The organism is Pontibacter burrus (genome assembly GCF_010686685.1).
Lineage (GTDB): Bacteria > Bacteroidota > Bacteroidia > Cytophagales > Hymenobacteraceae > Pontibacter > Pontibacter burrus.
Window position 1 is genome coordinate 244,231 of sequence record NZ_JAAGWD010000005.1, and the last position, 16,015, is coordinate 260,245.

Here is a 16,015-nt window from a genome sequence, read left to right on the forward strand (position 1 = left end):
GGCAGATGTCGCAGTTATTTTTCAGGCAAACAAGTGTGTACGAGGAGTTCCAGACTCCGCTTTCGCTCTTTGAGCTGCACCAGCAGATCAGGGAAGAGCTGGAAGTGGCGTTTCCGGAAAGCTACTGGGTAGTTGCTGAAATTGCACAAATAACGCCCGACCGCCGCAAAGGCCACTGCTATTTAACCCTGGTTGATAAAGGCGATGATGCCCGTAATGTAGTGGCGCAGGCCCGTGCAACTATCTGGAGTGCCCGTTTTGCCATGCTCGGCCGCTTTTTCGAAGATAAGACCGGGCAGCCCCTGAAAGCTGGTTTAAAGATCCTGTTCCAGGCAAGCGTGCGGTTCCATGAACTATACGGTCTGAGTCTGGACATCCACAATATCGACCCGAACTATACCATCGGCGATTTGGCCCGCCAGCGCCAGGAAACGATAAAACGACTGGAAGCCGAAGGGTTGCTGACAGCCAACAAAGAACTGGAATTACCGGAAGTTCCGCAGCGCCTGGCTATCATTTCATCGGCCACAGCCGCTGGTTACCAGGATTTTATACATCAGCTAAAGAACAACGCGTACGGCTATAGTTTCCATACCACGCTGTTTCCAGCTACGGTGCAGGGCAACGATGCGCCGGCATCGGTAAACAAAGCCATGGCGCTGATTGCCAACTATAGCGAACGGTTTGATGCAATAGTAATGATACGTGGCGGTGGTTCGCAGACAGACCTGAGCTGTTTTGATGATTATACTATTGCAGCCGCCATTGGTAATTCGCCGTTGCCTGTACTGACCGGTATCGGCCACGAGCGCGACGAAAGTATAGCTGACCTGGTGGCCCATACCCGCTTAAAAACACCAACTGCCGTAGCTACTTTTCTGATTGACCGCTTCAGAAGTGCAGAAGAGTATACCGAAGGTTTGTATGATAGCATTAGACTCTTTACATCGCAGCAACTACGGCTTACGGAAGATCGATTAGAGCGACTGCAACTTAGTATCTCGAATACTACCAAAGATTTTTTGCAGGAAGGACGTGAACTTTTGGAGACTCTATCGCGTGGTTTGCTGGTAAAGCCTAAGAATTATCTGAACCTGCAGCAGCACACCGTAGGTAATTTGGAGCGTGATATAAAATCCAACACCAAAGACCTGCTACACACCCGCGAGCGACACCTGAGCGAATTATCGGTTTGTGTGGAAGGCAGGGCGCAACGCTACCTGCACATGAAAGAGCATGAACTAAATACGCTTAGCCACTGTGTAGAGACGGAAGTAAAAGAGAGTATCAAGCAGAAACAGATCAGCTTTACCAAGCAGAGCGATAAACTCGAATTTACTACGGCAAGCAAACTACAAACCGAGCAACACCGCCTAAAACTGATCGAAGCCAGCATCAAGGCCAACGACCCGGAACGCCTGCTTCTGCGCGGTTATACACTGACGTTAGTGAACGGTAAGATTATAAAAAGCATTAACCAGGTGCAGCCCGACGATGTGGTAGAAACCCGCATGAAAGACGGTATCATCCATAGTATAGTTGTAAACAAAGACACCAATGATACCCTATAAAGATATCAAAACCATGACCTACCGTGAAGCCACGCAGGAACTGGAAGAAATTTTAAGAGCCATCGAAAACGACTCGGTTGATGTGGACGAACTCACACAGAAAGTACAACGCTCATCGCAGCTCATTAAGCTGTGCAAAGAAAAACTACGCGCCGCCGAACAAGCTATCGATCAGGTATTTAACGAAGAAAACTGCGAAGAGCCAGCTAAGCCAAAGAAGTCTGAAGGTAAAGCTAGTGGTAGTGGGACGTTGTTTTAGGTCTGAATCAGGATTTAAAAGATTAAAGGATTTTCAGGATTTCGGGTTTGCTGAGAATTCTTTTATCTTTCTATAGTTGCTGTGGTCCAACCACCCCTTTATCCCCTCAGAGCTACGCTCGCTACTTTCGAAATCGCTTCTCGGTAGTCCAAGGCAGGGGATTTTCAGCTCCTGCTGTAGTTGCGAGGCTATAGTTTTATAGTAGCTGTTCGAACCCACCCCTGCCCCTCCCAAGAGGGGAATTCTGCTATTACTATATTCTATATTATAGTTCTATAGTTGTTGGTCATCCCCCTACCCCCTTCAAAGGGGGACTTTCTGCCATTGCTATAGTTGATCCTATAGTTTTATAGTTACAGGCAACGAGCAGGCAGGCATAGCCTGCCCCACGAAATTACAACCACTGAAAAGCGATGTAACTAATACTGTTTAAATAACTATAGCACCTACTATCGAGTAATTTCAGTCTTTGGGTTAAGCGCCTTATAGATTTCTGGTGGCGTAGCCATTGCGACGTTAGGAGCAAAAGAAAGGTACACCGCGCGATGCCCGAAGACGGGGCCCCGCGGCCGTGAGCGCACCAAAGCAACTATGGCAACTGTAGGCCAGTAAAGCTCCCAAGATAAAAGGGTGCTATGAAACGAACTGCTTGTGTCCAATAGTAACTATAGCCAGCTATAGGACATATAAGATCCTTCGACTAACGCTCAGGATGACAAAAGAGAACTATAGCTACTGCCAAACAGAAAGTCCGATCTCGAAATCTCATTTTAAACCAGAAAGCCGTTGGTCCTACAACCAACGGCTTTCTTTTATCCTGTCATTTTAGCATTCGAAGGCTCCCGCAACTCCTGTTTTATTAATTTCGATAACATTTCTCGAACTTCGGCAGGGTTATCTAAATGATATTTTGCGATAGAATACGAGTTTCCAATCTTAATCGTATAGGCATTTCGGGGCATTACTTTAAAGATTTCCTCATCTCCCCAATCATCACCTACAGCCAGCACAAATTCATGCGGATATAAATTTAGCCAGTGAGTGGTTGCTTTGCCTTTGCTTATTTCCTGTGCTTTAATCTCGACGGCCATTTGCCCGTCCAATACCTGTAGGTTGCTGTTTGAGGCCAGGAAATTCAGGTGATTTACTAGCTCGCGGGCACGCAATTCGCCGAGGCCGGTTTCAACGCGGCGGTAGTGCCATACCAGTGAGTATTCTTTCTCTTCGATAAAAGAGCCCGGGGTGCGGTCTACATATAGTTCCATAATCAGACGGATATCGCTTTTCCAGTCATCCATCAGACTCATCATCGTCTTCCAGCCCGATCCGCGCTGTTTCAGCCATACGCCGTGTTCTGCCACGATATCCAGGTTCAGGTGACCCAGCCAGTCTTCCATGTTCCCTTTCTCGCGACTACTAATCATGACAACCCTGTTTTTAGCGTTGTTACACAGGCTCTCAAGCAGTTCTAATAAATCCTCGTCAGGGCGGGCCAATAATGGCTGGTTTCTATAATTGGTCAGCACGCCATCGTACTCCAGGAATATAAGCCTCGAACTGGCCAGTTCGTACGAATCACTCATCTCCTGGAAGGTCGCTTCATCCAAATAGCTGGTTTCCATCGACATCTGCTTGATCTTGACGTAAGATAAGCGGTCCATGAACAAGCCAACCCAGTGGTGAATGTTGTAGCGTTTCAGGGTTTCCTGCATGTTGCGCATATGCTGGTGCTGTTCCGCTTCCGTCATGGTCAGGGCTTCGTACAGCGCCGCTACCATCTGGTTAATGTCATTTGGATTTATCAGCAGGGCATCCGATAATTCTTTAGACGCCCCCGCCATCTCGCTGAGGATAAGTACGCCTTTCTGGTCGAGTTTACTAGCCACATACTCTTTGCAGACCAGGTTCATGCCATCGCGCATAGGGGTTACCAGCGCCACATTAGCCATCCGGTAAAAAGCAGACAGGGTCTCGATCGGGTAAGAGCGGTAGAAATACTGGATCGGGTTCCAGTTTATATGGCTGTACTTGCCGTTAATGCGGCCAACCAACTCATCCACCTCTTCTTTCAGTTCCTTGTACTTTTCCACTGCATCGCGGCTCGGAACTACCAGCATCACCAGTGTTACTTTATCATGAAACTCCGGGTATTGCTCCAGAAACATCTCAAAAGCCAGCAAGCGCTGTGGTATGCCTTTAGAGTAATCCAACCTGTCGATGGAGATGATAATATGTTCAGTGCCTATGTTTTTGCGGTATTCCTGCTCTAGTTTCAGTACTTCTTCTGAGGCTGCTACAGTGGCATACTTTTCATAGTCTATACCCATCGGGAATGAATCGACCAGAATAGATCTGGAGCCGGTATTTATCCAGCCATGCATACCACCATACCCCAGAATACGGTTTACTGAACTGAGGAAGTGGCGCATGTCGTCATAGGTATGGAAGCCTACCAGATCGGAACCGAGCATACCTTCCAGCAGTTCACGACGCCAGGGTAGTAACCGGAAAATTTCGTAGCTCGGGAACGGGATATGCTGAAAGAAGCCGATAGTACTATCCGGCAGTTTTTTGCGCAGCATAGACGGCAACAGCAGCAACTGGTAGTCGTGCACCCAGATGGTATCGTTAGGGTTTGCGTGTTTCAGAATCTCGTCGCAGTACTTCTGGTTAACTTCTACATAAGTCTCCCATAAATCCTGTTCGTAAATGGTGTACTGGCTGAAATAATGAAAGGAAGGCCATAGTGTTTCGTTGCTGAATCCCTCGTAAAACTCCTTGATCTCAGTTTCTGACAAGAACACGGGGTACATATTGTCATGCCGAAGGTCTTCTATAATCCGCTCCTGTTTATCTTTATCATCAATAACCAATCCAGGCCATCCTATCCAGAGATTATCCTTTTTTTTGTAAATAGATCCTAGTCCTGTAGCTAATCCTCCTTCACTTGGGGTATACTTCAGTTTACCATCCTTCTCCTGTAGTTTAACCGGTAGGCGGTTGGATACTATAATAAGTTTTGCCATTAGTATGTTGTGTTATAGACTGGCAGTAATAATGTGGGGCTTCTCAGCCAAATTATCTGTGATACAATAGTTTATTGAGACGGGCATATAAGTACATGTCAGCTCTTTTATTCTTACGTACTAGTCCCTGTTATCGTTTACAGAATATTAGCCTTTTACTATAATTAGGTAATAGCAGTCGATGGTGTCCGTATTAATACGTAATAACCATTTTTGCGAGTCATAAAAGCAGTTATGAGGGTTAAACCAAACAGAAATACGGCAATGGAAACTATAGCCAGCCTTAACCTTCAGGCTTTTAAGTATAAGCATATAGGCAGGCAATAAGCTATAGTTTGCGCATCATTACGTATGGATTGCAACTATAGCGTAAAACACTCCGCAGAGCAGGTGGTTGTCTTAATAGAGATATTTCCTTTAACTTGACAGAAAGTACAAAAACACTTTAATACATGAACTTATCCCAGAGTCTGGACCCAACTATAGTTAACTGGGTAATTATTCCCTTGCTTATTTTCCTGGCACGTATCATGGACGTTACCCTTGGCACCCTGCGCATAGTCTTTATCTCAAAGGGCGATAAAATGATAGCGCCGGCGCTGGGTTTCCTGGAAGTGCTGATCTGGCTGGTAGCTATTACGCAGGTAATGCAAAACCTGAACAATGTGGCCTCTTACCTGGCTTGGGCCGGCGGTTTTGCAACCGGTAACTTTCTAGGGCTGCGCATCGAGCAGAAACTGGCGTTGGGGCAAATGGTAGTGCGGGTTATTACTGTAGATTCGGCCCACAACCTGATAGAGCGACTGAAAGGCCATGGTTATAGATTGACCTGTGTAGATGCCCGCGGCACCCGCGGTAAAGTAAACCTGCTGTTCATGATCGTGAAGCGCAAAAAGCTGAACCACGTACTCGACATCATCCGGGAATACAATCCGCAGGCTTTTTACTCTATCGAGGACGTACGTTCTGTATCTGATTATGGAGTTCCGCAGGAAGAATCTAAAAGAGGGCTGAGTTTACGCCGGATCTTCCCGCTGAGGAAAGGGAAATGACTTATAGTTTAGGAGTTAGAGAGTTTGGGAGTTGAGGAATTAATAACTCTCTAACTCCCAAACTCTCTAACTCTTAAACTGGTTTAGCTTTTTAACTTAAAGTATACCACTGCCAATGGCGGTAACTTCAGGGTCAGGGAGTAATCGCGGCCGTGCGATGGTTCTGCTGCTGCCTGCAGTGATTCCTGGTTCTGCACGTTGCTGCCGCCAAACTGCTCATCGTCGGAATTGAAAAGCTGTACCCATTCGCCCTTGTGTGGCACACCTAACCTATAGTTTTCATGTACTACGGGTGTAAAGTTGCAAACTATAAGCACATCGTTTTTGGGGTCGTTGCCTTTCCTTAAAAAGCTTATTACGCTGTTGTGCGCATCCTGGAAATCTATCCACTCAAAGCCGCTGCTGTCGAAATTGTGCTCATAGAGGGCTGGTTCCTGCTGGTATAGTTTGTTTAGTTGCTGCAACAGCCGCTGCACTCCGCTGTGATAATGGTATTGTAGCAGGTGCCATTCCAGGCTGCTGTCATGGTTCCATTCGGAGCTTTGGGCCAGTTCCCCGCCCATAAACATAAGTTTTGTGCCCGGGTGTGCATACATGTAACTATAGAGCATGCGCAGGTTGGCAAACTGCTGCCATTCATCGCCCGGCATTTTCCGGATGAGTGAGCCTTTGCCATGTACCACTTCATCGTGCGAGAGCGGCAGCATAAAGCGCTCCGAAAAGGCATAAATAATACTAAACGTAATCTCGCCCTGGTGGTGCTTGCGGTAGATCGGATCTAATGAAAAATAATGTAGTGTATCATGCATCCAGCCCATCATCCACTTCATATCGAAGCCTAGTCCTCCATCGTTTACCTTGCCTGTAACGGCCGGCCATGCCGTAGATTCTTCAGCTATAGTTTGCACATCTGGATACTTTTCATGCACCGCCTGGTTAAAGTCTTTAATGAGTGAGATGGCTTCCAGGTTTTCGCGGCCGCCGTGCTCGTTTGGTATCCACTCCCCTTCCTTGCGGCTATAGTCTAAGTACAGCATCGAGGCGACCGCATCTACCCGCAGGCCATCTACATGGTACTTATCGAGCCAGAAAAGCGCGTTGCTGATCAGGAAAGAGCGAACTTCATTGCGGCCATAGTTAAAGATGTAGCTGTTCCAGTCGGGGTGGTAGCCTTTGCGTGGGTCGGCGTGCTCGTACAAATGTGTGCCATCAAAGTAAGCCAGACCGTGCTCGTCAGACGGAAAGTGTGACGGTACCCAGTCCAGGATCACGCCAATGCCATGTTGGTGTAGTACATCTATCAGGTGCATGAGTTCCTGCGGCGAACCATACACACTGGCCGCAGCAAAGTAACCGGTAATCTGGTAACCCCAACTGCCCATAAACGGGTGGTGCATTACAGGCATAAACTCCACATGCGTAAAGCCCATTTCCTTTACATATTGCGGCAGTTCTTCGGCCAGTTCGTGGTAGGTCAGCGGTCGGTTGTTGTCTTCGGGTCTGCGGCGCCACGATCCTAAATGCACTTCATATACACTCATGGGCTGTGCCTGCCCAGCTATAGTTTTGCGGCGTTCCATCCACTCGTGGTCCTGCCACTCATATTTCAGGTCGCTGATGCGCGAGGCTGTTTGTGGTGGCTTTTCACGGGCAAAAGCAAATGGATCGCTCTTCTCTACGTGGTACAGATGGTAATTCGATTTGATGTGATACTTGTATAGTTCGCCGCCAGTCAGATCCGGAATAAAACCTTCCCAGATGCCGGAGCCATCTTCGCGCACTTTTAAGGAATGGCTGTCGCGGTTCCAGTGGTTAAAGTCACCGATAACGGTAACCAGTTCTGCATTGGGAGCCCACACAGCAAAGTAAGTCCCTTTTTGCCCGGCATGCTCCATGCAATGCGCGCCCATCTTATCATAAAGCGTAAAATGGCGGCCTTCTTTAAACAGGTAAACATCAAAATCCGAGAACCTACTTAAATCGTGGTAAACAGCGCGTTTCTCCTGTGGAACTATAGTTTGTGCCTGTGCTATAGTTGCGGTGCCTGTTGCTTTTTTAGTAGCTCTTACTTTTTGCGCAGGTGTAAGATCAGTTGTCTCAACAGGCACTGCCTTGGTACGCGTTCTCTTTGGTTTTTCAGCAGGTTTAGCTTCAGTATCAGGAACTATAGTTACTGGTGAACCCATTTCCGCAGCCAGATCCGCCTTTTTAGGCCGGCCACGTTTTGCAGCTGGTTTTTCGCTACCTGCATCAGTTAATGGTGTAGTTACGTTTGTTTTCGGTGCCTTCTCAAGTTTTCTCTTAGCCATTCTGATACTTTTTCATGATGTACTTAATGCCCCGGATCGGGATCAGCACCCAGTCCGGACGGTTATTCAGTTCATATCCGAGTTCATAGATCGCTTTCTCCAGCAGGAAGGTCTCCATCAAAATCTCGAAGTCTTCTTCCTTATCAGGCACTATGCCGGTTCCCATAGTTTTATCGAGGTAACAGTGCATAAAGAAGTTGCTGGCATAATGATACCATTGCTCTGCCCATTCTTCCAGGTAGCCATCTTCTTTGCCAGCCGAATCCTGCTGAAACAGGGCGTTGTAAGCTGCATAATGGAAAGAGCGGATCATGCCGGCCACATCGCGCAGCGGCGAACGCTTTAACCTGCGCTCACTGAACGAGCGAGCCGGTTCTCCTTCAAAATCTATGATGATAAAATCCTTGCCCGTGAACAGTACCTGCCCGAGGTGATAGTCGCCGTGCGTACGTATTTTCAGGGTATCTATTTTGCGGGAGAAGATGCGTTTTAAGCGCTCAAGTATCTGGGCACGCATGTTCAGTACCTCTTCGGCTTCGGCACGCACATTATCCGGTAGTTTTGATAAGTGCTTGCGCAGACTATCGAAGTTGCTGCGAACCAGCGAGGTGAGCGAAGAATAAAGCGAACGCTGGTAATGCAGCGAGAAATCTTCCGGTGCAAAGTCTTTCGAGTCGCGGATAGAGGCCAGTGCCAGGTGCATTTCTGCTGTGCGTAATCCCAGCAGCTCTATCCTGTTCACCGATGCCCCACCCAATTGCATTTGCACAGGCTCCGGCGTATCCGAAAAAGCAACAGGCCGCGACAAGGTACCTATAGTTGGAGCAGTCTTTACACGCTCGCTCTGCGTCTCGATGCGCTCAAAGAAGCGTTTCAGCGAGTCCTCCATATTCTCCCAGGCATCGCCCTGGTTTGGCACCAGTTCCTGCAGCATGGCCAGCACCATCGGCGAACCCGTGTCAGATTGTTGCTCGATCATCCCCATAAAGCGCGGCACCTGCGGAAAGCCTACTCTATCTGTAAGCGCCTGCACCACTTCCACATCCGGGTTCAAAGCCCGATCTATTTTGCGATAGATCTTCAGGAAAAACTGCCCGTCGTAAACTATAGAGGTGTTGCTTTGCTCGGCGCTCAGTATTTTGGATGGCAGATTACCGTTGTTCTCACGCAGCACATTGCTTACGCGCTGGTGACTATGGCCAACAAGCTCGCCCTGTCCTGCCCGTAGGCGGCGACGCCTGGCTATCAGATGCAGCAGCATTTGCCGGAACTCTTCCCCATACAAGGCATCGTATAAAATACCTTCCTGCCCGTTCAGGGTAACACGCGCAATTACACTCGCCGGATGATGACTGATCAGGTCCTGCTCCTGCTCACGAGGCATAAAGGCAACCGGCAACTGGTAGAGTTCCGGCAGACCTTCGTTATAGTTTACTTCTATCAGCAACCACGATACACCCTGATTATTCAGCTGCAAAGGCATATCATCGATGATCTGCATGCGCTGTATGGTGCGCGCTTTGCCCCCAAACCAGCGCCTGTTCAAGATGTATGCAGGCAGAACTTTTGCTTCCAGCTGGCGAACCATGTTTTGTGGCAGGCGCTGGTGCAATGGTGCTATTTCCATTACAGCGCGCTGCATGTCCAGTACCTTTTGTGCCGATACATCCTGTGGCTGCAACTCAAACCAGTAATAGCCGTGCCCGCCAATCGTAAACAGGTAGGCATCGTCTTTTATAGTTGGGAATTTATTCTTGCTGAATACTTCGCGTGGTGTATAGCCTTTAAACTCCTGCATGTCCAGTTCCACCGCCTCCGGGAAGCGCGACAGGTTGGCAATTACCAGGATGTTCTCGTCTTCATAAGAGCGGATAAAGGCCAGTACTTTAGAGTTTGAGGGATTCAGGAATTTAATGCTTCCACGGCCAAATGCCTTGTAGCGCTTGCGCATATTAATGATGCGGCGCATCCACCAGAGCAGTGAGCTGCTGTTCTGCTCCTGTGTGTCAACGTTTACGGATTCATACTTATACTCCGGATCGATGATGACAGGCAGGTATAGTTTCTGTGGGTTGGCTTCAGAGAATCCAGCATTACGGTCGTCGCTCCATTGCATCGGGGTGCGCACACCGTCGCGGTCGCCGAGGTAGAAGTTATCACCCATGCCAATCTCATCGCCATAATATACCACCGGCGTTCCCTTCATCGAGAAGAGCAGCACATTCATGAGTTCGATCTTATTGCGGTCGTTGCCCAGCAGCGGCGCCAAACGGTGACGAATACCCAGGTTGATTTTGGCCAGCGGATCGCGGGTATATACTTTGTACATGTAGTCGCGCTCTTCGTCGGTTACCATTTCCAGGGTCAGCTCGTCGTGATTGCGCAGGAACATGGCCCACTGACAGGTTTCAGGTATTTCGGGTGTCTGGTCAAAAATGTCGATGATCGGGTAACGGTCTTCCATCTTCACCGACATGAACAGGCGCGGCATGATCGGGAAGTGGTAGTTCATGTGGCACTCATCGCCGTTACCAAAGTAAGATGCGGAGTCTTCCGGCCACATATTTGCCTCAGCCAACAGCAATTTTCCGGTGTACTTCTGGTCTACGTGGGCACGCAGCTTTTTCAGGAAGTCGTGCGTTTCCGGTAAGTTCTCACCGTTGGTCCCCTCCCGCTCAAACAGGTAAGGCACCGCATCCAAACGGAATCCATCCACACCTAAGTCCAGCCAGTAATCCAGCATCTTGAACACCTCTTTCTGCACGGCAGGGTTGTCGTAGTTCAGGTCGGGCTGGTGATGGAAGAAACGGTGCCAGTAGTATTGTTTGGCTACCGGGTCCCAGGTCCAGTTGCTTGGCTCATAGTCTGTAAAAATTATGCGGACATCCTTGTACTTGGTCGGGTCGTCGCTCCACACGTAAAAGTCGCGGTGGTTAGAGCCTGGCTTGGCATGGCGCGCACGCTGGAACCACGGGTGCTGGTCCGAAGTATGGTTGATGACAAGCTCGGTAATAACTTTCAGGCCGCGGCGATGCGCTTCTTTTACAAAGAGCTTAAAGTCGCGCATGTCGCCATAGTTCGGGTTGATACTATAGTAGTCGGCAATATCATAGCCATCATCGCGCAGCGGAGACGGATAAAAAGGCAGCAGCCAGATGGCTGTAACCCCCAGGCTTTCCAGGTAGTCCAGCTTCTGCATCAGTCCTTTAAAATCGCCTATGCCATCGCCGTTGCCATCTTTAAAGGCTTTGATGTGCAGCTCGTAAATAATGGCGTCCTTGTACCAGTGAATGTTGTCGTCTAACAGATCTTTGTCCGCGGCCATAGTGTAGTTTTATCTTTTTATTCGTGGGTGGTATGTTCAGTCGGGAGCCAGGTATCGTCTAAATTATTGTGGCCCATTCCGGTATTAGCTTCCTCTATACGGAAAACGTGCACCGGCATCTCATGTGGCCGGAGTTCTACGTAATTCCATTCATTTTGCCAGGTATACTTGTGCTCGGTTAGCAGGTCGTGCACCATGTATTGCTCGCCCTGTGGCAGTTGCAGCTCGTGTATCGGCACCTTTACCCAACCCGATTGTGTGTTGTAGGGGTCCATGTTGGCTACCACGATGATCTTGTTTCGTTTGGCGCTATCCCATTTGGCAAAGCACAGGAGCTGTGGGTTGTCGGTATCACCGAAAGCAATGTTCCAGGTGGTTTGCAGGGCCGGGTTTACCTTGCGTATTTTGTTGATGAGCGTGATAACTTCTGAAACCTTGGTCTTCTTGCCCCAGTCCCAGTGCTTTACTTCATACTTTTCGGAGTCAATGTATTCTTCCTTGCCCGGATATGGTGTGCCCATCGAGAACTCGTACACCGGGCCATACAAGCCATAGTTGGATGAAAGTGTTGCCGCCAGCACAACGCGCATAATGTGGGCTGGCTCGCCGCCATGCTGCAGCACTTCCGGCAAAATATCAGGGGTATTCGGCCAGAAGTTCGGCCTATAGTATTCGCGCATCTCGGTTTTAGTAAGCTCAGTCAGGTACTCGCGAATTTCCTGCGGTGAGTTGCGCCAGGTAAAGTAAGTATAGGATTGCGTGAAGCCGATCTTACCCAACCGTTCCATTACGCGTGGACGTGTAAAGGCTTCGGCCAGGAAAATAACCTGCGGATGCTTTACCCGAACTTCCCGGATCATCCACTCCCAAAAACCAAAGGTCTTGGTATGTGGATTATCTACCCGGAAAATATAAACGCCCTGGTCTATCCAATGGAGAACTATGCTTTTAAGCTCCTGCCACAGGTTTTGCCAGTCTTCGGTTTCAAAGTTTACAGGCAGCACATCCTGGTATTTCTTAGGTGGGTTCTCGGCGTATTGTACAGTGCCATCAGGGCGCCACTTAAACCATTGCGGATGCTCTTTTACATAGGGGTGGTCCGGTGAACATTGGATCGCAAAATCCAGCGCTACTTCAATGCCATGGTTGCGGGCTTCATGCACAAAATGCCGGAAGTCATCCAATGTACCTAGTTCAGGAAGTATCGATTTATGGCCACCTTCTTCCGCGCCTATAGCCCATGGCGAACCCGGTTCACCCGGCTCCGATGTGGTCGCATTGTTTTTTCCTTTCCGGAAGGCACGGCCGATCGGGTGGATAGGTGGCAGGTAAATGGTATCAAAACCCATTTCGGCAATACGCGGCAGCAACCGGATACAATCCTGAAACGTGCCGTGACGGTTGGCCTCCTGGGCTGCCGAACGTGGAAAGAATTCATACCATGTACTGAACAGCGCTTTCTGGCGTTCCACATCTACCCGCAGAATTTTAGAGTAGTTGGTTACATTCTTCCGTTCGCAACAGGCATTCATCTGGTCGGTTACATCGTGGCTGGTCGCCAGCTCTACCCCATCTGCTGCCGAAATATTGCTTCGCAGCTGTTGGGCCCATTTGTGCAAACGTTTTTGCTGACCAGCTTTGGCGGTAGCAGCAGCTTCTTCCATCAGTTGCGCCCCTATCTGCAGCTCTACGGTTATGTCCTGGTTGGCTTCAAATTTCTTGCGCAGTCCCTTCTGCCAGGTATAAAAATGGTCTATCCAGCCTTGCAAGGTATACTCGTACATGCCCATTGCATCTGGCACAAAAGCGGCCTGCCAGTGGTCGTTACCCAGGAACTTCATGGGCACCTCATTCCATTTTTTGCTTCGGCTGTGACGGTATAGCAGTACTGCTTTTACCTCGTCGTGCCCGTCGCCAAAAATATCCGCTGTTACAGTCAGCTCTTCGCCTACCACCCGCTTTACCGGGTACTGGCCGCAATTAAGTTCAGGTTTTACGTTCTCTATAATGACTCTGTGGGTTCCGTCCAGTCCTTCCATGAATTACAATAAGGTTTGCCTCAGAGTAGGTACTATTGTAATGAGATTAGGTTACCACAATTACCCGTTAAGGTAGACTACAGGCCGTTAGAACGCAGATTTAAATTTTGTGAAGGGAATCAGTGAAAGCAGCGCAGCTAACTATAAGCCTAATAGTTATTTTTAGATAAAGCTGAATTTAAAAGCCATCTGCAATGTTCGCTCGCCAACTATAGTTACCGCAAAAATTAGCACATCAAACTATAGCAACTAACTATAAAGTAAAAAGCCGCCTGATTTTCATCAAACGGCTTTCCTGTTACTTAAACCAATCGGGTATTGTTGTTTGGATGTGGGCCCGTAGTTGGTTAAGAATGCTGTACAGACCAAAGTAAGTTCTGTTGATGAACAAGCCATGCCGGGAGCCTCGCGCCTGCCGTGAATTGCGAAACATTTTATCTTTCGATACCCGGTCGCCCAACGCGTATAGTTGTGTAAAGTAGGCATCGTCGGCAAAATCGAACTCGGTCGTATGGAAAGGCTTGCCCAGCAGAGAGATCATCTCTTTAAACACGGTTTTGAAATATACCTGCTCTGCTGCTGTGTCCTGATCGCTGATAAATTCCTGTTCCCGGAAAAGGCGGTCCAGTTCCGCATCGTTCAGCAGCACATCTTTCTTGAGCAGTGAGAAATAACCATGGTAAAAATATTCCGGAATCACTTTCACACAACCAAAATCGATCACAGCCAGCTTCACACCATCCTGAATAATGAAATTGCCCGGGTGCGGATCTGCGTGTACTTTTTTGAGGTTATGGACCTGGTGGTGGTAAAACTCCCACAAAGCCTGCCCTATCTTGTTACGAGCTTCCTGCGACGGATTGGTCTTGAGCCATTCTTTCAGGTGAACGCCCTCGAGCCAGTCCATGGTAATTATTTTTTCGCTGCTTAATGCCGGGTAATACTTCGGAAAGTTCAGGTTGGGAATGTGGCTGCAGGCCTGCGAGATCTCTTCGGAGCGTTTAACTTCCAGTTTATAGTCTGTCTCCTCCAGCAGCTTTCCTTCCACTTCTTCCATGTAATGGTCCAGTTCTCTGGCATTCATATTAAGCAGACGGTAAGCAAACGGCCGCACCATGCGCAGATCCGAGCTTACACTGTCGGCCACGCCCGGGTACTGTACCTTTACGGCAAACACCTTCCCGTCTTTGGTAGCCTTATGCACCTGCCCAATGGAGGCCGCATTTACAGCCGAAGTGGTAAAGGTATCGAACAACATTTCCGGAGTTGCCCCAAACGACTTCTGAAAATTGCGAACTACCAAGGGATACGACAACGGCGGCGCGCTGTATTGGGCCATCATAAACTTATCCTGATAAGCACCCGGCAGCACATTCTTGTCCATCGACATCATTTGGGCTACTTTCAAGGCGCTGCCTTTCAGCTCGCTCAGCGACGCATAAATATCTTCGGCGTTGCTGGCATGCAGTTCATCTTTGCTCAGCGAGGGGTTTACCATCTTTTTGGCGTAATGCTTAATATAATTGCCCCCAACCTTGGCACCGGTGCCTATAAACTTAGATGCTCGCTGCACTTTGGAAGTCGGGATATGGTTTTGTTCCTGCGGTTTATCAGGCATATATGTTACTTGGATTGGTAAAGAAACTTGGCAAAATCAACTAAGGAATCAACAGCTGTTCTACCCGCCAGGTCAAAGGCCAGGTTCACCGATTTTTCGATGGCGGCATCTGTCTTTTCGAAAGAAGTGGACGTGTCTTTCAGCCAGAACTGTAGTATAAACAGCGTTTCAGCCCACAGGGCATCAGCGTATTTATCTGAAATGTACTTTCTTTCGACGATCTGGTCTGTTGCGATGCCTTGCTGTATAATTTCGTTGGCAAACGCCTGGAATCTTATTTTAAAGCTTCTTAATTCTGCTGGCATGGCTTTTCTAAAACCTTCCGGCTGCAGGTACAAGGCCAGCAGGTAACTTCTGTACTTCTTCATTTCCTCGATCCAGGTAAAGTAGAAGGCCAGTAGTTTTTCGCGGGCCGAATAAGACGCATGCACTGGTTGCGCTTCCATATGGGCAATGGTACGCTCGAAGATCTGCTCCCATACACCACCTTTCACACCCAGAAACGAAGTATAGTAGCTATAAAATTCCTCCTCACGGATGCCGATGCCCTGGGCAAATTTATACACCGACACGGGCTCTCTGCCTGTTTCCAGCACATGCTGCACAAAAGCTTCAGTAATCAGGGTGCGTGTATCGTGTGTTATCGGTTGGTTACTTTCTATATTTTCCATAAGAGTATTGTTTTCCAGTTCTAAAACCAGCTAAAGTGTAAGATGTTCAAAGATTTATAAAGCAATTCTGTAACATAATCCCGCATCATAATAGGTCCCTTTTCCCATCGCAACAACAAGGTATTTTCAAAAAAAGCGGGCATTA

General features: G+C 48.4%; 9 protein-coding genes. 3 read left to right on the forward strand and 6 right to left on the reverse strand.

The window, feature by feature from the left end; genetic code table 11:
* Positions 1-5: 5 nt before the first annotated feature.
* Positions 6-1,571, forward strand: coding sequence for an exodeoxyribonuclease VII large subunit (xseA, locus tag GXP69_RS12665; protein ID WP_163915442.1), 1,566 nt, complete (start codon positions 6-8; stop codon positions 1,569-1,571).
* Entirely contained in the window at positions 1,558-1,830 is a 273-nt protein-coding gene (gene xseB / locus GXP69_RS12670; protein WP_204282017.1) for an exodeoxyribonuclease VII small subunit, read from the forward strand. Before xseA ends, xseB begins: the two co-directional genes overlap by 14 nt.
* Positions 1,831-2,642: 812 nt before the next feature.
* Here xseB and GXP69_RS12675 read toward each other — a convergent pair.
* Positions 2,643-4,856 (reverse strand): bifunctional alpha,alpha-trehalose-phosphate synthase (UDP-forming)/trehalose-phosphatase, encoded by a 2,214-nt coding sequence (locus GXP69_RS12675; protein WP_163915443.1) that lies wholly within the window; start codon positions 4,854-4,856, stop codon positions 2,643-2,645.
* 452 nt (positions 4,857-5,308) lie between these two features.
* Between GXP69_RS12675 and GXP69_RS12680 the strand changes: the two genes are divergently transcribed.
* Positions 5,309-5,908, forward strand: a complete 600-nt coding sequence (locus tag GXP69_RS12680) for a DUF2179 domain-containing protein (protein ID WP_163915444.1) — start codon at positions 5,309-5,311, stop codon at positions 5,906-5,908.
* An 83-nt stretch (positions 5,909-5,991) separates the two neighbouring features.
* Here GXP69_RS12680 and glgB read toward each other — a convergent pair whose 3' ends face one another.
* From glgB to GXP69_RS12705, 5 genes are all read right to left on the reverse strand, one after another.
* Positions 5,992-8,217, reverse strand: coding sequence for a 1,4-alpha-glucan branching protein GlgB (gene glgB / locus GXP69_RS12685; protein WP_163915445.1), 2,226 nt, complete (start codon positions 8,215-8,217; stop codon positions 5,992-5,994).
* Positions 8,210-11,542 (reverse strand): maltose alpha-D-glucosyltransferase, encoded by a 3,333-nt coding sequence (gene treS / locus GXP69_RS12690; protein WP_163915446.1) that lies wholly within the window; start codon positions 11,540-11,542, stop codon positions 8,210-8,212. The genes glgB and treS overlap by 8 nt, the downstream gene beginning before the upstream one ends.
* A gap of 17 nt (positions 11,543-11,559) precedes the next feature.
* Positions 11,560-13,581 (reverse strand): alpha-1,4-glucan--maltose-1-phosphate maltosyltransferase, encoded by a 2,022-nt coding sequence (locus GXP69_RS12695; RefSeq protein WP_163915447.1) that lies wholly within the window; start codon positions 13,579-13,581, stop codon positions 11,560-11,562.
* A gap of 298 nt (positions 13,582-13,879) precedes the next feature.
* A complete protein-coding gene (locus GXP69_RS12700; protein ID WP_163915448.1) occupies positions 13,880-15,199 on the reverse strand; it encodes an ABC1 kinase family protein in 1,320 nt (439 codons plus the stop codon).
* 5 nt (positions 15,200-15,204) lie between these two features.
* Positions 15,205-15,870 (reverse strand): TetR/AcrR family transcriptional regulator, encoded by a 666-nt coding sequence (locus GXP69_RS12705; RefSeq protein ID WP_163915449.1) that lies wholly within the window; start codon positions 15,868-15,870, stop codon positions 15,205-15,207.
* Between the last annotated feature and the right edge of the window lie 145 nt (positions 15,871-16,015).